This window comes from Acetatifactor aquisgranensis, from assembly GCF_943193215.1.
Classification (GTDB): domain Bacteria; phylum Bacillota; class Clostridia; order Lachnospirales; family Lachnospiraceae; genus Acetatifactor; species Acetatifactor aquisgranensis.
The window spans coordinates 112,560-139,020 of the sequence record NZ_CALPDH010000017.1 but is presented as its reverse complement, the minus strand read 5'-3'; the positions used below and the strand labels follow the sequence as shown (position 1 = coordinate 139,020).

General features: G+C 53.3%; 24 protein-coding genes and 1 tRNA gene. 7 read left to right on the top strand and 18 right to left on the bottom strand.

Going from position 1 to position 26,461, the window contains the following annotated elements:
* Window positions 1-129: 129 nt before the first annotated feature.
* From NFS35_RS15775 to NFS35_RS15760, 4 genes are all read right to left on the bottom strand, one after another.
* Entirely contained in the window at window positions 130-1,104 is a 975-nt protein-coding gene (locus NFS35_RS15775; protein ID WP_251208086.1) for a putative ABC transporter permease, read from the bottom strand.
* A 27-nt stretch (window positions 1,105-1,131) separates the two neighbouring features.
* Window positions 1,132-1,908, bottom strand: a complete 777-nt coding sequence (locus tag NFS35_RS15770) for a YlmH/Sll1252 family protein (RefSeq protein WP_251208085.1) — start codon at window positions 1,906-1,908, stop codon at window positions 1,132-1,134.
* A gap of 24 nt (window positions 1,909-1,932) precedes the next feature.
* Entirely contained in the window at window positions 1,933-2,865 is a 933-nt protein-coding gene (locus tag NFS35_RS15765) for a TIGR03943 family putative permease subunit (protein WP_251208087.1), read from the bottom strand.
* A gap of 302 nt (window positions 2,866-3,167) precedes the next feature.
* The gene (locus NFS35_RS15760; protein WP_251208084.1) at window positions 3,168-4,418 is read right to left on the bottom strand and encodes a CobW family GTP-binding protein; all 1,251 of its coding nucleotides are present in this window, start codon (window positions 4,416-4,418) and stop codon (window positions 3,168-3,170) included.
* A 198-nt stretch (window positions 4,419-4,616) separates the two neighbouring features.
* Here NFS35_RS15760 and NFS35_RS15755 point away from each other — a divergent pair, with 198 nt between their 5' ends.
* Genes NFS35_RS15755 through NFS35_RS15745 form a run of 3 tightly spaced genes read left to right on the top strand, consistent with a single transcriptional unit; the run spans window position 4,617 to window position 7,961 of the window.
* Window positions 4,617-5,630, top strand: a complete 1,014-nt coding sequence (locus NFS35_RS15755) for a TraX family protein (protein ID WP_251208083.1) — start codon at window positions 4,617-4,619, stop codon at window positions 5,628-5,630.
* Window positions 5,631-5,663: 33 nt separating this feature from the next.
* Window positions 5,664-6,380 carry an ABC transporter ATP-binding protein gene (locus NFS35_RS15750; protein WP_251208082.1) on the top strand — a complete coding sequence of 239 codons (717 nt, stop codon included), beginning with the start codon at window positions 5,664-5,666 and terminating at the stop codon, window positions 6,378-6,380.
* A 3-nt stretch (window positions 6,381-6,383) separates the two neighbouring features.
* Complete coding sequence (locus tag NFS35_RS15745; protein WP_251208081.1) at window positions 6,384-7,961, top strand: putative ABC exporter domain-containing protein; 1,578 nt, start codon at window positions 6,384-6,386, stop codon at window positions 7,959-7,961.
* Here the strand turns inward: NFS35_RS15745 and NFS35_RS15740 are convergent.
* The gene (locus NFS35_RS15740; RefSeq protein WP_251208080.1) at window positions 7,958-8,311 is read right to left on the bottom strand and encodes a helix-turn-helix domain-containing protein; all 354 of its coding nucleotides are present in this window, start codon (window positions 8,309-8,311) and stop codon (window positions 7,958-7,960) included. The two genes, NFS35_RS15745 and NFS35_RS15740, sit on opposite strands and share 4 nt — an antisense overlap.
* A 242-nt stretch (window positions 8,312-8,553) precedes the next feature.
* Between NFS35_RS15740 and pyrF the strand changes: the two genes are divergently transcribed.
* From pyrF to NFS35_RS15725, 3 genes are read left to right on the top strand one after another with little or no spacing between them, the layout of a single operon-like run.
* Complete coding sequence (pyrF, locus tag NFS35_RS15735) at window positions 8,554-9,501, top strand: orotidine-5'-phosphate decarboxylase (RefSeq protein WP_251208079.1); 948 nt, start codon at window positions 8,554-8,556, stop codon at window positions 9,499-9,501.
* A complete protein-coding gene (locus NFS35_RS15730) occupies window positions 9,501-10,151 on the top strand; it encodes a S1 family peptidase (RefSeq protein WP_251208078.1) in 651 nt (216 codons plus the stop codon). The genes pyrF and NFS35_RS15730 overlap by 1 nt, the downstream gene beginning before the upstream one ends.
* Before the next feature lie 22 nt (window positions 10,152-10,173).
* A complete protein-coding gene (locus NFS35_RS15725) occupies window positions 10,174-11,724 on the top strand; it encodes an ArnT family glycosyltransferase (protein ID WP_251208077.1) in 1,551 nt (516 codons plus the stop codon).
* Between the two features lie 67 nt (window positions 11,725-11,791).
* Here NFS35_RS15725 and NFS35_RS15720 read toward each other — a convergent pair whose 3' ends face one another.
* From NFS35_RS15720 to rlmD, 12 genes are all read right to left on the bottom strand, one after another.
* The gene (locus NFS35_RS15720; RefSeq protein WP_251208076.1) at window positions 11,792-12,526 is read right to left on the bottom strand and encodes a response regulator transcription factor; all 735 of its coding nucleotides are present in this window, start codon (window positions 12,524-12,526) and stop codon (window positions 11,792-11,794) included.
* Window positions 12,527-12,573: 47 nt separating this feature from the next.
* Window positions 12,574-13,401 (bottom strand): hypothetical protein, encoded by an 828-nt coding sequence (locus tag NFS35_RS15715; protein WP_251208075.1) that lies wholly within the window; start codon window positions 13,399-13,401, stop codon window positions 12,574-12,576.
* On the bottom strand, window positions 13,394-13,969 hold the full coding sequence (locus tag NFS35_RS15710; RefSeq protein WP_251208074.1) for a sigma-70 family RNA polymerase sigma factor: 576 nt from the start codon (window positions 13,967-13,969) through the stop codon (window positions 13,394-13,396). Before NFS35_RS15710 ends, NFS35_RS15715 begins: the two co-directional genes overlap by 8 nt.
* A 208-nt stretch (window positions 13,970-14,177) precedes the next feature.
* A complete protein-coding gene (gene ytvI / locus NFS35_RS15705; protein ID WP_251208073.1) occupies window positions 14,178-15,371 on the bottom strand; it encodes a sporulation integral membrane protein YtvI in 1,194 nt (397 codons plus the stop codon).
* Window positions 15,368-15,961: a ribosome biogenesis GTP-binding protein YihA/YsxC gene (gene yihA / locus NFS35_RS15700; protein ID WP_251208072.1), complete on the bottom strand. Its 594-nt coding sequence runs from the start codon at window positions 15,959-15,961 to the stop codon at window positions 15,368-15,370. The genes ytvI and yihA overlap by 4 nt, the downstream gene beginning before the upstream one ends.
* A 74-nt stretch (window positions 15,962-16,035) precedes the next feature.
* Complete coding sequence (clpX, locus tag NFS35_RS15695; RefSeq protein WP_251208071.1) at window positions 16,036-17,310, bottom strand: ATP-dependent Clp protease ATP-binding subunit ClpX; 1,275 nt, start codon at window positions 17,308-17,310, stop codon at window positions 16,036-16,038.
* Between the two features lie 40 nt (window positions 17,311-17,350).
* Window positions 17,351-17,950 (bottom strand): ATP-dependent Clp endopeptidase proteolytic subunit ClpP, encoded by a 600-nt coding sequence (gene clpP / locus NFS35_RS15690; RefSeq protein ID WP_251208070.1) that lies wholly within the window; start codon window positions 17,948-17,950, stop codon window positions 17,351-17,353.
* Window positions 17,951-18,118: 168 nt separating this feature from the next.
* A complete protein-coding gene (gene tig, locus NFS35_RS15685) occupies window positions 18,119-19,408 on the bottom strand; it encodes a trigger factor (RefSeq protein ID WP_251208069.1) in 1,290 nt (429 codons plus the stop codon).
* A gap of 135 nt (window positions 19,409-19,543) precedes the next feature.
* On the bottom strand, window positions 19,544-20,920 hold the full coding sequence (locus NFS35_RS15680; protein WP_251208068.1) for an ATP-binding cassette domain-containing protein: 1,377 nt from the start codon (window positions 20,918-20,920) through the stop codon (window positions 19,544-19,546).
* Window positions 20,868-21,893, bottom strand: a complete 1,026-nt coding sequence (locus tag NFS35_RS15675; protein WP_251208067.1) for an ABC transporter substrate-binding protein — start codon at window positions 21,891-21,893, stop codon at window positions 20,868-20,870. Before NFS35_RS15675 ends, NFS35_RS15680 begins: the two co-directional genes overlap by 53 nt.
* A 47-nt stretch (window positions 21,894-21,940) precedes the next feature.
* On the bottom strand, window positions 21,941-22,948 hold the full coding sequence (locus NFS35_RS15670) for an asparaginase (RefSeq protein ID WP_251208066.1): 1,008 nt from the start codon (window positions 22,946-22,948) through the stop codon (window positions 21,941-21,943).
* A gap of 67 nt (window positions 22,949-23,015) precedes the next feature.
* Window positions 23,016-24,347, bottom strand: a complete 1,332-nt coding sequence (rlmD, locus tag NFS35_RS15665) for a 23S rRNA (uracil(1939)-C(5))-methyltransferase RlmD (protein WP_251208065.1) — start codon at window positions 24,345-24,347, stop codon at window positions 23,016-23,018.
* Window positions 24,348-24,606: 259 nt separating this feature from the next.
* Between rlmD and NFS35_RS15660 the strand changes: the two genes are divergently transcribed.
* Window positions 24,607-24,681, top strand: a tRNA-Pro gene (locus tag NFS35_RS15660).
* A 244-nt stretch (window positions 24,682-24,925) separates the two neighbouring features.
* Here the strand turns inward: NFS35_RS15660 and NFS35_RS15655 are convergent.
* Window positions 24,926-26,377, bottom strand: coding sequence for an aminoacyl-histidine dipeptidase (locus tag NFS35_RS15655; RefSeq protein WP_251208064.1), 1,452 nt, complete (start codon window positions 26,375-26,377; stop codon window positions 24,926-24,928).
* Between the last annotated feature and the right edge of the window lie 84 nt (window positions 26,378-26,461).

Here is a 26,461-nt window from a genome sequence, read left to right as displayed (position 1 = left end):
AGCTATACACTTCCTCGTTGCCCAGGCGTGTTCGGGACTTTCACCCGTTAGAGCGCGCCCATGGCGCGCAAACCAAATCAGGGGCTGCCGCACAGGCGGCAACCCCTTTCCCTTAAGCCGAAAAGCCCCTCAGTCCTGCCTCTCGTCCTCATTATCCTTACCCACAGACCTGCGCTTCAGTTCCTCCAGGGCCTCCCTGAACCTTACGGAAGTCATGCCCGGATTGGAACGCAGCAGATCGCGCTGGAAGAAATCCTTAAGCCTCCCCAGCCGCTTCCTGTCCGCCACATTGATGGCGTATTTTGTCCTCAGTTCCATAAGCTCTTCCCCGATGTCTTTCTTCTGCTCCGCGCCCCAGGCAGGAATCATAGCCTTTACCTGATTCAGCTTCCGCTCGATGCCGGATTTGATGTCCTCTATATGCATGGCCATGCTCTCGGCCCATTCCTCTTTCGCCATGCCTGCGCTTTCAGCCAGGGCAGATTTGTAGTTCTCCATCTCCTGGCTTGTCAGGGCGATGACCACATCCAGGCGCTTCTGGATATGCACCATCTCCTCCTTGACTTTCTCCATTTTGACGAGAACATCCCGCAGATCGATGGCCGCCTTGAAAGACAGGGCGAAATCCGCCGCGATGTATACCGTCAGGATGCCGGTCACCACACTCAGCACCGTGCCCGGCATGGAGAATACCAGACTCTCCACTGGCACATGAACCACTTCTGTCATCAGAATCGTCATAAATCCCCAGGCCAGCGAAGTGCCCAGACAGATATGTCCCTGGAAATTGAACTTGTTCTTGGAATAGTCCCAGTACCGCACCTTGAACAGCGCCTCCATGGTTACCCCTGTCACATACTCCAGCACGGTAGCGCCGATACATCCCGCCACATAGACCATGAAAATATTGTCGCGGAAAGGCATGGACACCACCAGCATCATGATGGCGCCGCTCCCGTACAGCGGCAGGAAAGGCCCTCTCATGAAACCCCGGTTCGTCAGCTGCTTCGACTTGACGGACACATAGGACGATTCGATGCACCATCCCACAAAACAGTAAAAATAGAAAAAGAATAACCATTGTATAATCGAGTAAGAATACATATACACTCCCGTCAGTATGAACCATATCTATCGGTACAGCAACACATCCACAGCCAGCTTTCCCTTTTTTGTCTCCCTCGTTTCGCCTGCCAGCACGAATTTTCCATATCCTCTGGCATTCACGGTCTCCCCGGATATCAGCTGGCGGGAATTGTTCTCGCAGAGACGGCCGTCCACATAGACCTTGCCCGCCCGGAATAGTTCCAGGCTCTTCTCCCGGGACATATTATAGACCTTTGCCACCACGGCGTCAGCGCGCAGGGACTGCACCTGTATCCCCACGGCGAGAGGCTGTTCCCGGGGAATCTCCCCGATATTTTCTGTCAGAGAGCATCTCACGCTGGTATGTTTTACCTGGCTTAAGTTTTCGCAGATGAATCCCGCAATGGAATCCAGGCAGAACAGATAGGCCTGGCTCTCTCCAACCTTGATGTCCCCGATGGTGCTCCGCTCAATTCCCAGATTCATCAACGCCCCCAGAAAATCCCTGTGGGACAGCGCATCCGCGAACTTCTGCGCCACAGGTTCTATATGAACGCAGACAATGGGAAAGGGCACCTCGTACCCCAGCTCCTCCGGATTGCCGAAGCGCGCCACCACCCTGTCCGCCGCCTCGCAGCCTCCCTCCAGGCGATATCCGGCGTGGGAAATCCTGCTCTCCTCCTGCCAGAAAATATCCTGCTCGCTCAGGCCCAGGAAGCCTGTAAAAGTAAAGATGCCCTGCTGGAAAGATTTTTCCGCCAGGTCATGAAACCGGTTTCTCAGCTGATGTATTTCTTTTTCATCGGAATGCTTTCTTTCCATTGAATGCCCCTCTTTCCCATGGTCTCAGGAAAAGCTGATGATCGTCTCCCTGGGCGCTTTGGTCTTCTCCACGCTGACTGCATGGAGGACAGGCCCCTCCCCATTGTAGTCTTTCCAATACTCTTTGGAAACCGTGGCCGTCACTTTCACCCATTCCTTCTGCTTCAATGCCTCTGCTCCGTCGAACTCGCAGGCATAACCCAGAAAGGACATGTCGTCCGCGCAGCAGGTCATGGCCATGCGCCCCGGAACGAAATAGTCCTTGGGGAAATTCTCCGGCTTCAGCACCATGGCCACGAACTGCAGCTTCTTGCCCACATAGCGCTCCAGATGGTCCATGGAATCCAGGTACCAGATGCCGTAGCCCTGATTGTCCAGCACGATGGTCTCCTGATTCAGGTCATAGGGGAGATCCTCCTCAAAAATCTCGTCAATCTCGCCCTGGGCGTCCTCGAAGATCACGTCTGCGGAGGGGTTCACCGCCTTGATGTTCCTCTTGTAAGAATTCAGCTGGTCCCGCACGGTATCGCAGCGGTTGAAGATAATCATCTCGGACTTGCGGATCATCTCCGCCAGCAGGGAACGCATATTGGTATAGTACATGGGAAAAGTAGAGCCGTCGATTATCGTAATCTGCTGCTCTGTCTTCCAGTACCAGGGAAGTTTCATATTTTTGAAATTCCACATACCGTTATACTCAATAACGATACGTTCCGGCTTGTGCAGCTTCTCCAGATCCGTCAGATGCGCCGGATTGAAATCTTCCTCTCTTTCAATCAGTTCCACTATGGTGCGGCTCTTTTTCAAAAGGTCAGGGTCATATTCATTCTCTCCCTCCTCGCAGAGAATCAGGAGGGTCTTTCCCTTAATCTGGAAATAATTCTGTGCCAGCGTGAACGTGATGAACTCCGTCTTGCCGCTCTCCAGAAAACCATTGATCATATATACAGGCTTCATCTTCGCTCCCATCTGCCCGACCAGGGCTTGTATATGCACAGGTTCCGTCCGCCGCTCTCCGTGAGAATGCTTTCCCAGAAGCAGGCTTTTCCGTACCGTATTCTTCCGGACGCCTTCGCGGCCTGTGCTGCTTATCCTCGTGGTCAATAGGTCTGCCACTTTGACGGCCCGCGGGCGCAGGCCATGCTGCGGGACCGCAGTAAGCCTTTTGCGCCCGTGAGCTTATACTGCTTAAAAGTTAACATTTCCGAGTAACCTGACTACATAACGCCAGCCATATACGTTTAACCAGTGCAATAAACTTATACCCGGAACAGTTCCTCCAGCTTATCCTCTTTCAGCTCCGCACCGATTACACAGAACTTTCCGGTGACCTCCGGCCTGCCAGTCCTGATATCATGCTCCCCGGGCACATAATCGTAATATATCCATGTGCCGTCCTGGCCGGGAACCATGCCCTTTGCCCGCAGAATGGCGCCGTACTCTCCGCTGTCAAGGGCGGTCAGAATGCTTTCAATCTTCTCCACGGTGAACTTCGCAGGGGACTCCCTGCCCCAGCTGGTGAACACTTCATCCGCATGATGGTGGCCGTGGTGGTCATGATGGTCATGGCCGCAGCAGCACTCCCCATCGTGGTGGTGATGCTCATGGCCGCAGCATTCCTCTTCATGGTGATGGTGGTGCTCATGCCCCTCACAGCACTCTCCATCGTGATGATGGTGCTCATGGCCCTCACAGCATTCTCCATCGTGATGATGGTGCTCATGTTTTTCACAGCTCTCCCCGTCATGATGATGGTCATGCCCGCAGCATTCTCCATCGTGATGATGGTGATGCTCCTCACAGCTCTCCCCGTCATGATGATGGTGATGCCCCTCACAGCATTCTCCATCGTGATGGTGATGATGCTCCTCTTTCGTATGCTCCAGCATCTCTTTCATCATCTCCTCCAGAGTATCGGCGCCCTCTATGGTCTCCAGGACCGCCTTGCCCTCCAGCTCCGCCAGGGGCGTCGTGATAATCGTGGCCTTATTGTTATGCTCCCTGATCAGCGCCACGCACTCCTGCACTTTCGCGGCACTGGCCTTGTCCGTCCTGCTCAAGATAATCGTCCCCGCGTACTCAATCTGATTGAGGAAGAACTCGCCGAAATTCTTGATATACATCTTCGCCTTGGAGGCATCCACCACCGCCACGGCGCTGTTCACCTGCACATCCAAATCCGCCGCCACATTCTCCACTGCCCGCAGCACATCCGAAAGCTTGCCCACGCCCGAGGGCTCAATCAGGATACGCTCCGGCGCATAGGTCTCGATGACCTCCTTTAACGAAGTCCCGAAATCCCCTACCAGCGAGCAGCAGATACAGCCCGAGTTCATCTCCTTGATTTCGATTCCCGCCTCTTTCAGGAAACCGCCGTCAATGCCGATCTCGCCGAACTCATTCTCGATCAGCACAGTCTTGCTGCCGTCCAGCGCCTCTTTCAGAAGCTTCTTAATCAAAGTGGTCTTTCCGGCACCTAAAAAACCTGAAACTACATCTATCTTTGTCATCCTTACGCCATCCTTTCTCCGGGTTTTGGACCCGCTTCTTTTTATTTTCCCCCAAAAAAGAACGATTGTCAATAAGTTGAGAAAAATTTCATAAGTGCCGAAAGCTTTTATGTACAGGATGACTATTGACAGATTGCGCCCCAAAGCTTATTGTATGAATAGAACCATACAACAATTTTCCAGGAAAGGAACCACACTATGGATAACGCACAAAATAATATACAGTCTTCCGTTCCCCTGTCCGGAGAGAAACGGGGCTTAAGCGGAAGCACCATCAAAATCATAGCCGTAATCGCCATGCTGATCGATCATGCGGCAGCTTCAGTGCTCGCACGATATCTGGTGGCGGGCATACGCTCCGCCGCAGACAGCCAGGGCGCCTGGGTCTGGCAGCAGGAGCACGCGTCCCTTTATCTCGCCTACAATGCCATGAGGGCCATAGGGCGGCTCGGTTTTCCCATTTTCTGCTTCCTGCTGGTAGAGGGATTCCAGCGAACCAGGAATGTGAAAAAATACGCCCTGCGCCTGGGCATTTTCGCTTTGATTTCAGAGATTCCCTTCGATTTCGCCATATGCGGGCAAGCGTTTAATTTTGAATATCAGAACGTATATTTCACTCTCCTGCTGGGCCTGCTGGCGCTCTGTGCTTTCAGCTTCTTTGAGAAAGCCGAAAATCAGAAAGAAAAGAAGCTGCCTGCGGCCCTGCGGATGATTTTCCCTGTCACAGGCGTGGTTCTCCCCGCCGTCTATCTGTCCAAGAGCAATGTGCTGGTTTTCTTCGAAATCGAGGAACGCGTCATCTTCTCCGTCATCTCAGGCAGCGTGATAGCCCTGGGCTTTCTCCTGTATGGAATCCGGAAAGGGCTTGGACGCATCCAGACCGTTTCCGCTGACATCACGGCGCTGGCGCTGTGCATGACAGCGGCGGAGCTTCTCCGCACGGACTATGCAGGCATGGGCGTGCTGACCATGGCGGCGATGTATCTGCTGCGCAGGCACAGGGCGGCAGCCATGGCGGCGGGCTGTGTGGTGCTGTGCATCCTGAGCCCTTCGGAACTCCCGGCCTTCTTCGCCGTCATCCCCGTCGCCCTGTACAATGGCAGCCGGGGACTGAAGATGAAATATTTCTTTTACGCATTTTATCCCGCGCATCTGGCTTTATTATACATCATTGCCGTACTGGCGGGACTGGGCGGCGTGATGCTGCTCTGAGACATAAACTACAGACGCAGGAGGACATGAATCATGCTGGAAGTCATTCACTTAACCAAAAAATACGGAAAGACCCTGGCCGCGGACGATGTGGGCTTCACAGTGCCGGACGGGAAAATCGGAATCCTTTTAGGCCCCAACGGCGCCGGAAAATCCACTGTCATCAAAAGCATCGCAGGCCTCCTGCGCTTCAAGGGCGCCGTCCGCATCCAGGGGCAGGATTCCCGCACCATGGAGGCGAAAAAATGCTTTGCCTATGTGCCGGAACTGCCCTATATGTACGAGGCCCTCACGGTGCGGGAGCACATAGAATTCATAAGCAGAGCCTATGGGATAAGCATTTCAGAGGAAGAAGTGTCTGCCCTCTTCGGGCGCTTTGAACTGAGCGACAAGCAGGAGAAGCTGGGCAATGAACTCTCCAAAGGAATGATGCAGAAAGTCAGCATATGCTGCGCCCTGATCACCAGGCCGAAAGTAATCCTGCTGGACGAGCCCATGGTGGGCCTGGATCCTGCGGCCATCAAGGAACTGAAAGCCCAGATTCTGGAACTGAAAAGCCAGGGATGTACCGTACTGATCAGCACCCATATGCTGGAAATGGTAAAGGAGCTGTGGGATGTGACATTTGTCATGGACAAGGGCCATATCCTGGGCACCTACGCGAAAGAAGCGCTGGCCCATGAGGACCTGGAGGAGCTTTACTTTTCTGTCACGGGACAGGCAGAACGGCCTGCGCAGAACGGGAGGTAACGCATGGGAGCGATAGCATATCTCTATAAAAGGACCTTGATCAACCGTATCAAAATGGCGCTGCGCAAGCCGGGGACTTATTTCCTGCTGCTTGTCCTGCTGTTCTACCTGTTCGCCCTTCCCGCCTCCCTTAAAGTAATGGTGGAACAGGCTGGCATCGACTCCTCCGGCGGAATGGCCGCCGTGCTGACAGTGCTGGCTTTCTGGATGATTCCGGCCAATCTGACCGCCTACGCAAAGCGCAAGGGCCTGGTGTACCGCAACAGCGATGTGCACTTTCTGTTCCCCTCGCCGGTCCGCCCCAAGCAAGTGCTGATATATGCCCATCTCAAGACGCTGTTCATGCAGATTCTGCTGAACCTGTTCGCTGTAGTATACGGCAATGTCCTGTTCCATGTGGAGGGCTGGCGGCTGGCAGTTTATTTCATATTTTCCATTTTCATAGAAAATCTTCTGGAGGGCGGCATCATGCTTCTCCTCTACGGCTCCGAACGCATCCGGGAAAAACAGCGGGGTCTCGTGACAAAGTTCGCCTACATTCTTGTAGTCATTCTGCTGCTGATGGGAATCCTCACCTATCTGCAGGAAGGCCTCAGCATGAGAAGCGTCTCGCATTTCCTGCACAGCGATATGATACAGATGGTGCCGTTAGTCGGCTGGTACATCGCGGTAGTGCATCTGCTGTTCGCAGGCGCCACCGCGGTAAACATGGCGGGGACAATCTGCTATGGCCTGCTGTTTGCCGCGGTGCTGACGGCAGCATGGCGCATGAAATGCAATGGGGCTTATTATGAGGATGCCATAAAGTTCGCGGAAGATTATGAGGAAGTTCTGGAAAACCGCAGACAGGGCAATGCCGCCAGGCGGCTTGGCAAAAAACAGAAATTCTCCAAAGCCAGCGTCCGCTGGCGGGGACACGGCGCCAATGCGCTGTTCTACAGGCAGCTGCTGGAATATAAAAAGAGCAGATACTTCATCTTCGATATCAATACCATAGCGGCAGTCCTTACAGGGGCAGGAATATCCTATCTGTACTGTAGCGAGGGGGGATTCGGAGATTTGGAGAACTTCCGGGTTTTTATCATGCCTGTGGTGGCGGCTTATATGATTTTCATCTTTACAGGATTCAGCGGAAAATGGGCCAGGGAGCTGAAATCTCCCTACACCTATCTGCTCCCGGACACGCCTTTCCGGAAGCTGATAGCCGCCACCATGATGCAGCATGTGCAGAGCCTCATAAACGGCTGTCTGATGGTCATCCCCTATGCTTTCATCACTGGCCTGTCACCTTTGGAAGCCCTGCTCACCATCCTCTTCTATGTAGCCATGTCCGCCAACAAACTGTACTCCTTAGCGGTGGCGCAGGTGGTGGCAGGCAGTTCCCTGGGCAACACAGGCAGGCAGCTGATACAGATGCTGGTTATGAGTATCGCCATATTCGTCGCCGTGATGGGCGCCATGTTGGGCATGGCAGCCGGAAATGTACTGATGGCCCTGGGAATCATGAATCTGTTCCTGATACTGTTCACCGTCATCTATATGGTGATCGCCGCACTGAATTTCTACAATATCGAGACCTAGGGCTTTCCGTGGAGATGCTGCATATATTTCACGAAATCCACGATGGAGGTCTGCGTGTTTTCGTCCAGCGCCAGGACCGTGTTGATGATATCCTGGGCCGTGTAATCCAGAGCCACATAGCGGCCCAGAATCTCGGGAGGACAGCGGTATTCCGTGCGTCCCAGCAGATAATCCGCGGTGACATCGAAAAAATCCGCCAGCCTGCAGAGGGTGTTCAGGTCAGGGGAATGGACGCCGTTCTCATAGTTGGAGATGGTCCCCACGGACAGATTCAGGAGAGACGCCATTTCCTTCTGGCCGATTCCTTTTTCTCTGCGCAGATTCGCCAGTATATCGCCGATTTCCCTCATGGAACGCCTCCTCTCCCCTTTGCGGCAGCATTTTGATTTCGGTACTATTTTAAAAGATTCTGCGGATTATAAAATATGATTTCACGAATGCAATAATTTTATCCGGATATTTTATGTATTCTAAAATCAAAAAATCACATCCTGTCCCGCGCAAAAAAGCCCGTCCATTGACTTTAGACATCCGGAATGATAAGATGTGAATAAGAAAACGCGGGCGAAAGCCGCGCAGAAAAGAGGTAACTATGATCAACAAACTGATTGCGAAGATTCAGAAAATGAACGCGCCCATCGTGGTGGGCCTGGATCCCATGATGAAATTCGTGCCTGAGCATATCCGAAAAGCTGCCTTTGCCGAATACGGCGAGACCTTAGAAGGCGCGGCGGAAGCCGTCTGGCAGTACAATAAGGGCATCGTGGATGCCATTTACGATCTGGTGCCCGCGGTGAAGCCCCAGATCGCCATGTACGAGCAATTCGGCATTCCCGGACTAATTGCCTTTAAGAAGACCGTGGATTACTGCAGGGAAAAGGATCTGGTGGTCATCGGCGACATCAAGCGCGGCGACATCGGCTCCACCTCCGAGGCCTACGCTGTGGGCCATCTGGGAAAGGTACAGGTGGGCGGCAGTGAGTATTATGGCTTTGATGAGGATTTCGCCACCGTGAATCCCTATCTGGGCTCTGACGGCGTGAAACCTTTTCTGAAAGTATGCGCGGAAGAGAAGAAAGGAATCTTCGTGCTGGTCAAGACCTCCAATCCCAGCAGCGGCGAGCTGCAGGACCGTCTGGTAAAGGACAGCGCGGGAACCGAAAAACCTATTTATGAAGTCATCGGCGGGATGGTTGCGTCATGGGCAGAGGAATATATGCCGGAGAATGGCAGCTATAGCTGCGTAGGCGCAGTGGTGGGCGCTACCTACCCGGAACAGGGAAAGATTCTGCGGAAAATCATGCCCAGATCTTTTATCCTTGTACCCGGTTACGGCGCCCAGGGCGGCAAAGGCGCCGATTTAGTACACTTTTTTGACAAAGACGGCCTGGGCGCTATCGTCAACTCCTCCAGAGGCATCATCGCCGCCTATCAGCAGGAGCAGTATGAGCACTTCGGAGGCGAGGGATATGCGGATGCCTCCAGGGCCGCGGTGCTTGCCATGCGGAAGGATATCGGAGCCGCGCTGGGAAGACTGTAATGGCTGCAATCCTGTTGTTCGCGCTGCTCCTGTCCCTGACAGGCTGCGGACATGATGAGTACGCAGAATCGGACATGCTCCCCGCGTACCTGGTATCCGTGACCGCAGGAGAGGCCAATGGCAGCGGTATCTTATATCAAAAAGACCAGCACTGGCTGTATGTATTGACAGCGGCCCATGTGGTATCCGGAATGGAACCCGGCGGACAGGCGGCTCTGCGTTTCCGCGATGGATGGGAAATCTCCGCCAACAATATCAGCGCTTCCGCTACGACGGATATCGCCCTGATACGGGTCCCATTGGATGAAATCCCCGATGAGCGGGAAGAATCCTATCAATGTGTGGAATCGGACAAGGACAGCTTTGACAGGCTGCTGATCGGAGATGCCTGTACCGCGGTGGGCCTCGCCAGGGACGGCGGGGAGCTCCGCTATGAGGGGACTATTCTGGATCCCTGGATCTACATGGATGATTACGGACAGTACATGTTATGGGCAGAGGGTAAGGTACAGCCGGGAATGTCCGGCGGCGGACTATTGGACGCGGAGGGACGGCTGGCAGGGATTCTCTCCGGGGGCAGCGAGGACGGAGAGCTGGCTGCGGTACCTTTGAGCCTGATACTGCAGTTCATGCTGGAATGTACGCAATAGGCATAGAAGGAGAATATGATTTATGCACCGGATACAGGCGTCACGCCATACCTATTTCTTTTGTCTGCTCATGATTTTCGCAGCCGCGCTGTTCCTGAGAGCCTACCGCATCAGTGAGATTCCTGATATCGTACACATCGATGAGGCCGGACTGGCCCGGAATGCATGGTGCCTTGCAAATTACGGAGTGGACAGATATTTCAACGAAATGCCCGTCTATCCTGAAAATTTCGGCGGCGGTCAGAGCCCTCTGTATTCCTATCTTGTAGTGCTGCTGGTCAAAACTATCGGAAAGGGCTCCCTGTCTCTGACGCTTCTGAGGCTGCCAGGACTCTTCTCCAGCATGCTGGTGGTGCTCTTCGGTACCGGGCTGGTCTCCTCCGTGTATGAAAACAGGAAAGTCACCCTGACGGGCGCTCTCCTGCTTACTTTCTGTCCCTATTTCATCATGCACGGGCGCTATGCCCTGGACTGCAATCTCATGCTGGGCTGCTCTACGGCAGCCCTCTATCTGCTGGCCAGATATGTCAGGACAGGCAGATTATCTTACCTGATCGCCTACAGCGTGGCTTTCGGCATCGTCATGTACTCCTATGCGCTGAGTTATTTCGTGGTGCCGATTTTCCTGTGCCTTATCACGCTCTATCTGCTCTGGTGCCGCAGAATCACTTTCCGGCGGGCCCTGTTGTCCGCCCTGTGCGTATGCATCACGGCGCTGCCCATACTGCTCTTCGTCTGCACGCTGCTTTTTGGGCTGCCGCCCATTCATTTTTTGGGCTTTACGCTCTCTCCCACTGCCGCCTCCAGGCTCTCGGACATCTCCCTCTCTAATTTCAGGAATAATGTGATCGACATCATCAAATGTACCCTGACCCATGACGGACGTCCCCTGGATGCGGTAGACGGATTTTACACCATGTACGCCGTCTCCATCCCTTTTATCCTGATCGGCTTTGCCGCCTCCTGCTATCAGTGGCTGCGGGATTTCAAGTCGCGCACCTGCCGCCATGGCTTTCTGTTCTTTTCCTTTTACATAGCAGGACTAATAGCCATCGGATTATCCCATGGCTATCTCTATCGCGCAAACTACCTATTCATCTCCTACCTGTACTTCCTGATATGCGGAATTATCTCCGCCTGCCGTTTCGTCCGCTCTCTCAGAATCTACTTCATGGCGGGGCTCAGCCTTGTCTATCTGTTCTGCGCAGTCATGTTCATCAGATATTACTTTACGTCCTATTCCCCGGCAGAGACCATCCCCCAGTTCGTGCCGGCCAACGAGGCTGTTGAATATGCCGGTTCCCGGCCGGATATCCGGGATATCTACCTTGACTACGCAGGCGTGTCGGAATTCTACACAGCTTTCTTCCCGGAATCCCCCTACACAGTAGCGGAGACCACCCACGAAGACGGCTATGGACGGATGCATTTCTCCATCACCACCGACACGGTCCTGCTCCCCGGAAACGCCTACATCGTCCTTAAGAACAACCAGGCCATCCTTACCTATCTCAATGATTCGGGATACGACTGGCATATAGAGGAATATCCCTGCCACTATCTCTTCTATTGATAAGCAACAGCCAAATGATGAGCAGCAGCCAGAGCGCATCGACCGCGCCCTGGAAGAATGCCCGCAGTCAGCCTACTTTATACCCATTCCCCCACACCACTTTCAGGTATCTGGGCTCCTTGGGGTTCTTCTCAATCTTTTCCCGGATATGGCGGATGTGCACCGCTATGGTGTTGTCCGCGCCGATTGCCTGCATATGCCAGATATTCTCATAAATCTGGCTGTTGGAGAACACTTTTCCCCGTTGCTGTACCAGGAATCGCAGAATCTTGTACTCAATGGGGGTCAGGCGCACGCTGCGCCCCTCCACGGTAACTTTCCTCTGGGTGTCGTCGATGACCAGTTCATCCACCTTGTAGATCCTGTCGATATTCGAACACATGTTTACCAGCTGGGTATACCTGCGCAGCTGGGATTTAATCCTCGCCAGAAGCTCCAGGGGATTGCAGTCCGCCGTCACATAGTCGTCGGCTCCCGCCTCCAGGGCCATGATTTTCGCCGTCTCCGCGGACTGGGCGGACACTACGATCAAAGGAATGCTGCTCTTCTTCCGCAGGCCGGCAATCATCTCGATGCCCTTATCCCATCCCTTGTCATTCAGCTCTACGTCCACCAGCATCAGATGTATCTCTGACTTTTCCAATATATTATACAGGTGGTCCAAATCGGCCGCCACCAGTACGGAAAGCCCTTCTCCTATGAGCAAAGGCGCCATTTTTTCTGCGATTCCCGTTCTATTGTTATATACTAAAACGTTTTTTTCCAAAGTATGCTTTTTTTCCAAGGAATTCTCTTTTTCCATCGTATCCTCCATCCTCTCCCAGTCAACCAGATAACTGTTAATTTTAATCAATAATTACTATAGTATACTGTCAGATCCAGTCCGTTCAGGACTCTCTCGATTTCATCCTTCTCAAAGCCTCCGAAACTGACTGTCAAATCCCAGCCGTTCACGGAGATGACCGCGTGGACGGACTGCAGCTCTCCCGTCTCGTCCACAGTGTCAAATACCACATAATTCAGACCCTGGCTGTTCACGAAATTTCTCTCATTGCAGCTCTGTCCCATATAAGATGTAGCAGTACTGTAGTTTTCATACTGTCTGTGGTCTACCTGATGCAGGGAGAAATAGGACTCATCATTCATGAGATCCATATAGATGTCCTCCCCCTCATCGATGACGCATACCCGTTCATTTGTGAACTCTTCCTCGAATAAATCTTTCTCCGGTAATACCATCACCGCGCTCTCCGCCGCCCGGAACGCATCTATGGAATCATATTCCATGATTTCAGGCTCAAAATACTCCACTTTCTCTTCAGGGATAGTGTCCTCTACGGAAAATACCCCCCCTATTTTAAAAAATGAGTCAATATCCAAAAACTTGCTCAACTCTGCCGACGCTGCGGGCAGACCCGCATCCTCCTGGGAACCGGAGATGACAAATCCATTTTCCCTTACAGAAATGACACTGTCCCTGTAGCTTTTCGCGGCCACTGTCCCCGCGCTGCACAGGAGAAATACGGCGGCTGCGGCACAGCCTCTGGCCAGCAGGATTTTCCTCCTCTGGCGCTGCATCCGGCAATGGTGCAGTTCGTCCCGGACTTCTTCCGCACTGATTGTTATCCGCGGCAATTCCTTTGAAGCTTCTCGATATGCATCCTGAAATTTATCCAAAGTCATATTCCTCCTTCAATGACTTTCGCAGCAGCTCCCTTCCCCTGGTCAGCTGGGAGGTGACCGTGGACTCTCCCCGGCCTGTTATCCGGGAAATTTCCTTTACCGAAAGCTCCTCGTAGTAGAAAAGGTGAATCACATCCCTGTACTTCTCCGGCAGCGCCAGCACTGCCTGGATCAGACGGCGGTTCTCCTCCCGCCTGAAAAAGCGCTCCTCCGGCTCATGCACCTGAGCGTCCTGAGGCATTGCCTCTTTTGTGCCGTTCAAATCCCACTGACTGTTCTCCGCGTCCCCTGGTCCTGAGGGCCAGGGTGCCTGGTGGCGCTTCCATGCGCTGCGCCAGACTTTCCTGCAGCCGTTCAAGGTAACTTTCAGGAACCAGGCTTTCTCATGTTCCGGGCTCTGGAAAGTCCGGGGCTTCTTCAGATACTGGTAAAACACTTCCTGAACCACATCCTCCGCGTCCTGCGCATTCTGAAGCCGCAGGAAGCTGAGCTTGAACAGCATATCACCGTATGCATCGATCTTCAGTTGTAGCTCCCGGTCATCTGCTCCCTCTTTTGTCATACCAGCTCGTTTTGGTCAACCTTTTCTCTCTACTATTAATATCCCACAGCATACTGATTTACTGCATTTATTGTAAAATAATTTTGTATCAAAGTTGCATAAATCTTTTAAAATTTTGTGCAACATACAAAAAAACAGCAGAGCTTGCTTTTTCGCATTCTCTACTGTTATAGACTCCATTATGGGGCAAAAAGTTTCAAAAAAATGATTATAATTTTTCCTGTTCCAGTTTCCGCGCCGTCTCCTCATTGCGCCGGCCCATTTCTTCCACCTCGGTCATGTCCGCTTCGTCCAGCCTGCGGAACCGGTTGATGCCCGCCATCAGAATCAGTACACTGTTTTTCGTAGTGTCAAAGGCGCCCTCTTCATACAGCGAATATACCAGCAATCCCAGCGGAACCGCCAGAATCATGCCCAGGACGCCGCTCAGCTTGTACCCGATATAGAGCAGGAACAATGTGGGCAGCGGAGGCACTCCGATGGAGTCTCCCACGATTTTCGGCTGAATCAGCTGCCTGGCCAGCTGTCCCACACCCCAGATAATCAACAGGCCTATGGCAGTCTTGTACTGGGCCGTGAGTATCCTGATGACCGCCCAGGGAATCAGCACCGTGCCCGTGCCCAGAAAAGGCAGGAAATCCAGGATAGCGATGACTAACGCTATCAGCCCGAAATAGTTCACTCTCAGAATCCCCAGGCCGATCAAAAGCAGGAAATACATCCACACTTCAATCTTTAACTGGGCCTTGAAATACCCTCCCACGGATTTCCCCAGACTGCGGCGAATAATCCGATAGCGCATCTGCACAGATGCCGGCATATGCTTTCGGAACCATTCATTCAGCTGATGCCGCTCCGCCACGAAGAAATAGGCCGAGAGCAGCGACATGATAAAGCCGATGAAAATGCCGGGCAGAAGCTTGGCAAAATTGCCCGCCGCCTCAATGGTGGGCGAACCCAGCTTTTCCAGAAGATCCCCCAGATAGGAATCCAGCTGCAGTCTGCTGCCGCGGAAGTCCAGCTTGATATCGCCCGGCAGCTTGGCCAGCAGCGCGTTCAGTCTCTTTCCGATGCTCTCCAGATCCGTCTCCACACCCTCCAGCATTTCGGGCAGCGCTTTCACCAGCCCTGAGGCCTGCTGGAACAGCTGGGCAAATACCAGGTAGATTACCAGCACCACCAGCGCGATGATGACAATGATGACGAAAGCGCTGCCTGCCTTTCGCTTCAGCTTTATCTTTTCCTCAAAAAAGCGCACCAGCGGCCCGGCTATCAAAGCGACGATCCAGCCCGCCACAAAGGGCATGAAAAAAATGAACGCCCTTGGCAGCAGGAACAGAACGGCTGCCAGAATCACTGCCGCCACCGTAAGGTTTGCCAGTGCTTTACAGTACTTTCTCACAAATTCTCCTCCAGGATTTTATCCAATATTCCGTATATTTCTTCACGTCCCTGCTTGGTCTCCGCGGAGAAAGGGACGATGGCAGTTCCTTCTGCCGCGTTCAGGGTACTGAGAATCAGGCTCTGCTGCTTCTGTATCTGGCTTCTCTTTATCTTGTCCAGTTTCGTAGCTATAATGATGGGCTGATAGCCATTATGCAGAATCCAGTCATACATCATGCAGTCATTCTCCGTGGGCGCATGGCGGATGTCGATCAGATGGAACACCTGCTTCAGCTGCTTTGACTTGTGCAGATAGTTCTCCACCATCCTGCCCCACTGCTCCTTGACCTTCACATTGGCTTTCGCGTAGCCGTATCCCGGAAGATCCACAAAATAAATGGCATTGTTTATATTGTAGTAATTGATGGTCTGGGTCTTGCCCGGCTGGGAACTGGTGCGGGCAAGGGATTTGCGGTTCATCAGCGCATTGATCAGGGAAGATTTCCCCACATTGCTCTTCCCGGCAAAAGCCACCTCCGGCAGCAGATTCTCCGGAATCTTGCTGGTGATGCCGCACACCGTCTCCAGACCCACATTTTTTATCACCATACTCATCCACATCCTTTCCCAAATCTGTAAAAAACGCCGTCACAAGGGACGGCGTTTTAGTTGGAATGCTTTCATTACATCGCTTTATCCAGACTTCTTCTATGGTCATTCTTGTGGAAAATCAGGGGCTCATTCCCCTCCTCCACAGTCTCTTTCGTGATGACGCATTCCTCGATGGACTCATCGGAAGGAATCTGGAACATGGTATCCATCAGGATGGACTCCATAATGGATCTGAGTCCTCTGGCTCCCGTCTTGCGCTCAAAAGCCTTGGCTGCGATGGCCTTTATCGCTTCGTCGTCAAAGTTGAGCTCCACCTCATCCAGATCGAACAGCTTCTTGTACTGCTTGATCAGCGCGTTCTTGGGCTCTTTCAGGATGCGCACCAGCGCCTCCTTATCCAGACCTTTCAGCGCAACAGTGATGGGCACGCGGCCCACGAACTCAGGAATCAGCCCGAACTTCACCAAATCCTGAGGCGTCACCTCCTGCAGCAGATCATCCAGATCCTTGGTACTCTTTGCGCTTACCTCGGTGTTGAAGCCGATGGCCTTGCGGTCCAGCCTGTTTTCAATAATCTTCTCCAGGCCGTCAAAGGCGCCGCCACAGATGAACAGTATATTGGAGGTGTCAATGGAAATCAGCTCCTGATGAGGATGCTTTCTGCCCCCCTGAGGCGGTACATTCGCCACGGTCCCCTCCACGATTTTAAGCAAAGCCTGCTGAACGCCCTCGCCTGACACATCGCGGGTGATGGACACGTTCTCGCCTTTCTTGGTAATCTTGTCAATCTCATCGATGTAGATAATACCGTACTGGGCGCGCTCCACATCATAATCCGCAGCCAGAATCAACTTCAGCAGAATGTTCTCCACATCCTCGCCCACATATCCGGCCTCTGTCAGCGTCGTCGCATCCGCAATCGCAAAGGGCACGTTGATGATTTTCGCCAGAGTCTGGGCAAGATAGGTCTTGCCGGAGCCTGTAGGTCCTACCATGATGATATTGCTCTTTTGCAGTTCCACATCGTCCAGGTCTCTGGGAGCCATCACCCTCTTGTAATGATTGTAGACAGCCACGGAGAGCACTTTCTTGGCCTCCTCCTGGCCCACCACATACTCATCCAGAAAATCCTTGATTTGAGCAGGTTTCAGAAGATTGATATCAGGGCGAACCGATTCCTCCTCTTCCTCATCCTGCAGCTCCTCCTCCAGAATATCCGCGCAGATATCCACACAATCATCGCAGATATAGACCCCTGACGGTCCTGCAATCAGCTTGCGGACCTGATTCTGGGTCTTGTTGCAGAAAGAGCATCTGATATCGTTTCCGATCATTTTTCCAGCCATTCTTTTCTCCTAAAAAATTTACTTCACAGATTAAGCAGGATTACTTCTCTTCCTGCGCGGCATGAGAGCTGATGACCATATCGACGATTCCATACTCCTTAGCCTCCTCGGCGCTCATCCAGTTATCGCGCTCGGTATCGGAGCATATGGTCTCATAGTCCCTGCCGGTATTCTCGGCAAGGATATGGTTCAGTTTCTCTCTGGTCTTCAAGATATGCTTCGCGGCGATATCAATCTCCGTAGCCTGGCCCTGGGTCCCGCCTGCCGGCTGATGAATCATGATCTCCGCATTGGGAAGCGCGAAACGCTTTCCCCTGGCGCCGCCGGCAAGCAGGAAAGAACCCATGCTGGCCGCCATGCCTATACACACCGTGGACACGTCACACTTGATATAATGCATGGTATCGTAAATCGCCATGCCTGCCGTGATGACGCCGCCCGGGCTGTTGATATACAGGTGGATGTCCTTTTCAGGATCCTCCGCCTCCAGGAACAGAAGCTGCGCCACCACGACGCTGGCGGAGGCATCGTTCACCTCTTCTCCCAGCATGATGATTCTGTCTTTCAACAGTCTGGAATAAATATCATAAGACCGCTCGCCTCTGCTGGTCTGTTCAATGACATAAGGCACTAAACTCATTATAAAAACCTCCTATCCTGATTCCGCACCCGCCTGCACACTTCCAATCATGCCGCTTGGCGGTACTAACAAATGCTGCGGGCAAAGCGCAATAACCGCGCTTGGAAGAATGCTCATGCACAAAGCGAGCTGGGCTCGCTTGGGCATTCTTCCGTGTGAGTGCACTTCTCACACTTCTTCCGCGTTCTCCACTACGAACTCCATGGCTTTCTTGACCTTAAGGTCATCAGCCACCTGCTTTCTTCCGTTCTCGCCCAGAAGCTCTTCCACTTTGTCGGCCTCCATCTGGTAGACCTCGCCCATGGTCTTCAGCTCCTGATTGATTTCCTCCTCGGTGACCTCGATGTTTTCTGCGGCCACCACAGCCTCCAGTACCAGCCTGGACTGGATTCTCCTCATGACCTGGGGCTTCACCTGCTCTAAGAGCATCTCATTGGTCATGCCGGTGAACTGCATGTACTGCTCCATGCTGATGCCCTGGGACTGCATCCTCTGAGCGTACTCCTGCACCATCTGTCTCTGCTGGGTCTCCACCATGGCCTCGGGGATATCCATCTGGGCATCGGCGATGATAGCGTCGATGACAGCGTCCTCCTTGACTGCCCTGGCCTCGTCGGCCTTGCGGCCGGCCAGCTTCTTGCGGATTTCTTCCTTATATTCCTCTACGGTATCGCTCTCCTCGGAAACCTCGCTTACGAAGTCGTCGTCAAGTTCGGGCATCTGCTTCTCCTGCAGTCTCTTGACCGTACACTTGAACACTGCCGCCTTGCCCGCCAGCTCCTCCGCCTGATAATCCTCGGGAAAAGTCACGTTCACGTCCGTCTCCGCTCCGATTTCCGCGCCGATCAGTTCCTCTTCAAAACCGGGGATGAACGCATGGGAACCGATGGTCAGGGGATAATCGCTTCCCTTGCCGCCGTCAAATGCCACGCCGTCCACGAATCCCTCGAAATCGATGGTGGCGATATCACCGTCCTTTACAGCCCTGTCGGTGATATCCACCGTCCTGGCATTCTTCTCTCTCTCCTTGTCAATCTCCGCGGTAATCTCTTCCTCTGTCACATCCAGATCAGCCTTGTCCACCTTCATGCCCTTGTACTGTCCAATGGTCACCTGAGGCTTTAAGGCTACCTCTGCGGTAAAGATGAACGGCTTTCCGGCCTCCAGCTGTTCTACATCAATCTTGGGGCTGGACACGATTTCCTCTTCGCACTCGTCATAAGCTTTCTCATAGGCATCCGGAATCAGCGCATTGGCTGCGTCTTCATAGAAAATCTCCCTGCCGTATATCTGCTCGATTATCTTGCGGGGGGCCTTGCCCTTGCGGAAACCCGGAATGCTGATACGGTTTTTGCTCTTCTGATATGCGCCCTCGATGGCTTTCTCCAATTCCTCCGCAGGCACTTCAATCGTCAGTTTTGCCATATTGTTCTCTAATTTCTCTACCTGTAAACTCATTTTTACATTTCCTCCTTCAATCGCCTGCGTTCTATTTTCCGCCTACGCAGCAGACGCACTCGCACTCATTAAACCATTATAACATACAGAAATTGAAAATACAAATGTTTTTGCTTTTTTCTTCGGCTTTAATTCTTAAAAATTGTTAAAGTGGTCCGCTATAATCATGGTGCGGCCTGCCTGCCTTGCGCGGATATAGTCCTCAGCCTGACGGCGGGTCTTTTGGTCCATTCCCGCGAAGGGCTCGTCCAGGAGAAGATACCCGCTTTCCGCCTCCATGGCGCGGACCAGCGCCACCCTGCGCTTCATGCCGCCGCTGAGTTCCCTGCAGGGCCTGTGCAGAGCCTCCCGCTCCAGCAGCTGCCCCAGGGCCTCCTGCGCCTTTTTACTGTCCCCTGTGACCAGTTCCACATTTTTGACCGCGCTGAAGTCCTCACAGAGCCTGTCCTCCTGAAAGACCATGCCGCAGGAGGAGGGGAGGATGACTTCACCGGAATCCGGCCGGGCCAGCGCCGCCAGAATGCGCAGGAGCGTGGTCTTGCCGCTGCCGGAAGGGCCGGTGAGATAATAGGTTTCTCCGGCAATATAGTCTGCGCTGAAATGATCCAGCACCGTCTGTTCCCCATATATTTTTGTGACATCCGACACCTTTATCGAAATATCGCTTTTAATTATACGGTGATTATCCGCATTTCCGGCGCTTCTCTGCTTCCCGCAGGCAGGCTCCCATCTGAGGAAACGCTCCAAAAGCCACATAACCGCCTTTTCAAACAGAACGCTCATCAGTATGACGACGGCAGTCCACGCAAAGATGCCCGCCGTGTCCAGGTAGACTTTCGACAGGTACAGCCTCTCTCCGATGGAGAAATCCGGCGTGCCGATCACCTCCGCCGCAACACCGGACTTCCAGCACATTCCCAGGGAAAGCTTCAGGCCGCTGTATAAAAAAGGTTTCAGCGCCGGACGGTAGATGTAGAAAAAACGATTCCGCAGAGGCAGCCGGAAGACCCGGGCCATTTCCAGCATCCTCACGTCGGTGCTCTTCAGGCCCTCCAGAATATTGAGATACAGATTCGGCAGCACTACCATGAAGCACACCGCCACCGCCAGAAAGGAGGACCCCCACCAGATGAGCAGCAGCACCGCGAAAGATGCCACGGGAACCGCTTTCATCAGCGTCATCACAGGGGACAGGATTTCTTCCATAAAGGATTTCCGCCTGCTGCAGACCGCCAGGAGAAAGGCCGATGCGCATCCCGCCAGAAACCCCAGCGCAATGCGCAGGAGACTCCTCCCCACTGTCAGATAAAAGCCGCCCTTGCAGGACAGGGCCAATATCTCCCGCCCCGTCTCCAAAGGAGCGGCCAGCAGTATCTCATTGTCCACAAGCAGAGCAAGGAGATGCCAGACCGCCAGCCAGCCAAGTATGATAATAAATTTTCTGTACCTTTTGATAACATTAATAATAAAAATCCTCCTCCGGCAGACCGCCGCCCACCAGCTCTGCGTCAAATTCAGCCAGCACGTCCAGGTAAGCGGACAGAGCGCTCTTCATCTCCTCACCGGTGACACAGACCAGATTGCACCGGGGGATGGCCTGCACCGCAACGGGCTCCTCTGCGACGATACCGGCCTCCACGGCAAGGGCGGCTCCGGCCTCGGGATCCGCATTGATGGCCGCCACACTGTCCCTGTGCTGCTCCAGAAAGGTTTCCACGCTCTCCCGGCGCTCCCGCAGGAACTCATTGCGGACCACAGTGACGCCTGTAACCATGGCGCCTCCCTCTTCCTCCTGGAGAGATTCCCACACCGCGCTCATGTCCAGCGCTATCCGCAGATTCTCATTCTGCATCAGGGCCGCCGTGGCGAAAGGCTGGGGCAGCAGGCCGATGGCGTCGGGGTTCTGTGCCAGGACCGCAGCCACCTCCGCGGCCTCGGATTTGTATTCCAGCTTATAGTCATCCTCTGTCAGGCCGCTCTTCTGCAGGATGAACTTCAGAGAAGCCTCCGGCGTGGCGCCTTTTCCCGTGAGATAGATAGTGTGACCTTTTAGATCGGGTACGCCGGTGATTTCCGTGCTGCCTGTGACCAGATACAGGACTCCCAGGGTATTGATGTCGATGACCGTCACGCCGCCCTCAGTCTTCCGGTAGAGCACCGCGGCTACGTTAGCAGGAACTAACGCAATGTCAAGTTCCCCCTTTACCAGAAGCGGCAGCAGCTCGTCAGCTCCTGCGGCCATCCGGAATTCGTACTCGCAATCCGTCCGCCCCTGTTCCGCCTCCTCCATCATGAATAGAATGCCCAGAGAAGTGGGGCCTTTCAGCGAGCCTATCCTCACGGTCTCGGACTCCTGCCTGCCACAGGCGCACAGGCAGCAGCAAAGCAGCAGTGCGCAGAGCAGAATGCGGCGTCGGACGCTCCGCTTTCCTTTCTGCGTATATTTTTGTACGTTTTTTCGTGTTCCATTTATATCGATTTCCATTTCCTTGTGTCTTTTCCTGCCTCTCATTTTCCGCCGCTCTGCGGATTTTACATTTCTTTTAATAAAATGTCATGATTGATCGTCTCGTAGAACAGCCTGCGGAACTGCTCCGGCTCCCTCGTCTGCCCCAGCACCCACATGACCTTGGTCACCGTGGCCTCCAGCGTCATGTCATAGGTCTCCATCAGGTGGAACTCTTCCTTGATCGCCTTTCCCACCTGGTAGACCTCCATGTCGCTGCCCTCATGGGTCACCTGGGTGGCCATCATCACCAGCTTGCCTGCGTCGATCCAGCGGCGGATTTCCGAATAAAAGGGCGTCTGCCCATAGTCCGGAAGCCCTCCCACGCCAAAGGCCTCGATGATCACGCCGTCATAATAGGGGAAGAGCCTGTCCAGCACCATCCCGTCCATACCAGGCATCAGCTTCAGCAGCAGAATCCGCTCGTTGAGCTTATGATAGAAAGTCACTTCGCCGGTCATCCTGTCCTTATCCTCGATATAGAACACCACTCTGCCGTCCCGTATGGTGGCTATGTTCGGATAATTGATGCTGGAAAAGGCGTTATAGCTTTTGGACCGCTCTTTTTTCGCCCGGGTCCCGGCTATCACATTGCCGCCGAAGACGATGTTCACATCGTAAGCCCTCTCCTCAGAGGCAAAGCGCAGGCTGTCCAGCAGATTGGTCCTGGCGTCGGTTATGGGCAGGTTTATGGGCTTCTGGGCTCCGGTGACCACCACGGGCTTTCTGCTGTTCTGCACCAGATAGGACAAGGCGGCAGCCGTGAAAGCCATGGTATCCGTGCCATGGCAGATGACGAATCCGTCGTAGTCATTATAGTGATACTCAATCAGATCCGCCAGCTCCAGCCAGTGCTTCCCGTATATATTGGTGCTGTCAAGGCCAAAGGGCTGCACCACGTCCACCCGGCAGAAATCCTGATATCCCTCCACATACTGCAGCAGCTCAGCTGCCGCTATCTTGGGAGCAAGTCCCTCCTGTGTATATCCCGAAGCGATGGTGCCGCCTGTGGCTATCAGCAATATTTTCTTCATCTTTTATCTCCATTTATTTCATTGGGGGCCATTCCATACCACTCTGTACTATACCGCTTTAAGCATTTCACAGGGACAGGGCCACCACAGCCTCTATGGCGTCCGTATATGGGAACATGTCTACCGCTACGCATTTTTCCGTTTTATATCCTTTTTTCACCAGGGTCTTCAGATCCTCCGCCAAAGTACCCGGGTTACAGGAAATATATACGATTCGCTTAGGCTTTATCTTTGCCGCCGCGTTTAAGAACGCCTCGCTGCTGCCTGTTCTGGGAGGATCCAAAAACAGCACGTCCAGCTTCGCTCCCGCCTCCGCCATCTCCAGGAGGAACGCTCCCGCGTCTTTCTGATAAAAACGGACATTGGTGATTCCGTTTCGCTTCGCATTGCTGACGGCATCGCGGACCGCGTCTCTGTTCAGCTCCACCCCCAGCACATTTCCGGCCTGCCTGCTGGCAATCATGCCTATGGTCCCTGTGCCGCAGTAGGCGTCCAGCACGGTCTCTTTTCCTGTCAGCCGCGCATATTCCATCGCTTTTGCGTACAGTTTCTCGGTCTGCACGGGATTCACCTGATAGAAAGATTTGGGAGAGATTCGAAAAGTCATGCCGCAGAGTTCATCCTCGATGTATCCTTTTCCGTATATCACCTGTTCTTTCTCCCCCAGAATCATACTGGTATCCCTGTCGTTGACATTGATCACCATGGTGGTGATTTCCGGGTGAATCTTCAGCAGCGCTTTCACGAAATTATTTTTGGAGGGCAAAACGGGATAGCCCAGCACCAGCACCACCATGATCTGTCCCGTGGCATGCCCTACGCGAATCAGCACGTGGCGCAGCAGCCCCCTGCCGGTATCCTCGTCATAAGGGCGTATCTTGAAAGACTTCAAAAGCCCCCGGATGGACACGATAATCTCATCCGCTTTCCGGTTCTCTATCAGGCAGCTGTCTATGGGAACGATGCGATGGCTCTTTTCCTCATAGGTGCCGGAGATGGCATTGTGTCTCTTGTCCTCTCCGAAGACTGCGTGCACCTTGTTGCGGTAATGGGCAGGCTCGTCCATGGCGATGATGGGCTCCGGCCTGCAATAGGGTTCCATGAGTTTGCGGAATTTTGTGGATTTGGCCTCCAGCTGCTTGCTGTAGCTTTGGTCGATCCACTGACAACCGCCGCATTTGGAGGATACGGGGCAGAGTTTCTGTTTTGGGCCTTTTCCGGTTCCCTGTTCTCTCCCCTGCGGCTTTCCTCGTTCCGGCACCTGCCTTACCTCCCGCTTTGACGCTTCCCGTCCGGCTGCCCCTTGCTTTGGCGCTCTTCTTTCTCCGTTTTTTAAATTTGAGGCCCCTCCCTGGAACTTTGCTTTTTCAGGCCTCTCTCTTCCTGGTGTTGCTTTCATAGGCATATTTTTCCCTCTCCTGCAAATCACTTTTCTGCACCCATATTATAACAGATTCCGCACTGTTTTCAATATATCTGTTGACTTTTGAATGTTTACGAATGTTTATGACTTCAGCGTGCATTTTATCACCTTGGTCGATTTGCCTAATATATATGCGGAATTTCTGATTTTACTTATCTATTTCTACTAATTTGCAAAATTTGCAAAAAAAAGGTTGCATTTTTTCCCGGTACACATTATAATACTAAATGTCTTACGGGGTGTGGCTCAGCTTGGTTAGAGCGCCGTCTTAGGGAGGCGGAGGTCGCGAGTTCGAATCCCGCCACTCCGATAGAGCGGGAAGTGTCAAAGGCTTGATTTTACCGGCTTTTGGCACTTTCTTTTTTCATGCGCATAAAGGATAATCAAAAAGGTAAGACCTATGATCACCTGCTTTCCGGAAACTATAACACTTTGACCACAACTGAACAGCAACCAAAAACAAAGGTGTAAAGTCTCTATGGAATTATCAAAGACTTTGCACCTTTCATTTTGGAGCATTCAGGTATGGGAAAATTTCATCATTCTTATTTTCGTTACTTCTCTTTCTCTTCCAACAGCCTGACCAGAAACTCCCAGACCCGCCCGGTGGAAGAAATGCTCAGGGTCTCCTCTGTGGTATGGATGGCCTTCATGTCGGGCCCCATGGAAACACAGTCCAAATCCTTTATCTTGCTGCCCAGGATGCCGCATTCCAGGCCCGCGTGGATAGCCTCCACCTTAGGCGCTTTTCCGTACATTTTTTCATAAAGAGCCGTCATCTTGTCCCGCAGCGGGGAATCCTTGCGGTATTTCCAGCCCGGATAATCGCCGCTGACCATGCAGCTGCCCCCCGCCAGTCCTGTCACTGCACACAGCCTGTCTATCAATGCCCTCTTCGCGCTCTCCACGCTGCTGCGCACGGAGAAGTCCGCGCTCAGGACACCGTCCTCATATTTCAGGATGCCCAGATTCAGAGAGGTCTCCACCAATCCGTGCATATCCGCGCTCATGGCCTGGACGCCGTTGGGCAGGGCAATCAGGAACGCGGCCGCTTTTTTCGTATCCTCTGCCGAAGCGCACCGATAGTTTCCTCTTTTCCCCTCTCCTACTGTGATACGGACATCCGGATCCCTGGAGGCCAGCTCTGAACGAAATTCCGCCTCGACCTCTTTTACGGTATCCAGGAACAATGCCCTGTCCTGCTCCTGCACCACGAGCACGGCTTTTGTCTCCCGGGAGATGGCGTTATCCGCCAGTCCGCCCTCTGCCCCCAGAAGACATACAGGCAGTTTTTCCGCAAGGCGGTTCAGAAGTCTGCCGAACAGGCAGTTGGAATTGCCCCTCTCCTTGTGTATCTCTCCGCCGGAGTGGCCTCCCAGGAGCCCTCCTATCACTACCTCCATGGCCTCACCGTCCTGTTCCGCCGCAGCCACGGGCAGCCTGCACTTGACCCTGGCTCCTCCCGCGCAGCTGGTCAGGAAGATGCCCTCTTCTTCTGAGTCCAGGTTCACCATGCGGTTCCCGGTAAGCACAGATAAATCTATGCCCCTGGCGCCGTCCATTCCCACCTCCTCGTCCACGGTGACGATCACCTCCAGGCGGGGGTGCTTTATGGCATCGGAATCCAGGAGCGCCAACGCGTAAGCCACCGCGATGCCGTCGTCGCCGCCGAGGCTGGTGCCCTCCGCGTAGATTTCGTCGCCTTTGACGGCTATCCGCAGGCCTTCTTTCCGCATGTCGATATCGCAGTCCGGCTTTTTCACCGCCACCATGTCCATGTGGCCCTGCAGTATCACTACGGGTTCGTCTTCATATCCCGGCACGGCCTCCTTGACAATGATGATGTTCTTCAGCTCGTCCTGGACGCAGTACAGCCCCCGCTTTGCGGCAAACTCCGCCAGATAGTCGCTGATCTGCCCCACATTGCCGGAGCCGTGGGGGATTTGGGTGATTTCCTCAAAGAAACAGAACACCTTCCGTGGTTCCAGATTCGATAACACTCCCATATGAATATCCATTCCTTTCTATTATTTGCCCGCAGGCATGAACTTCTTCTATTTTACTCCTTTCAGGCCTGTCTGCAAAGATTT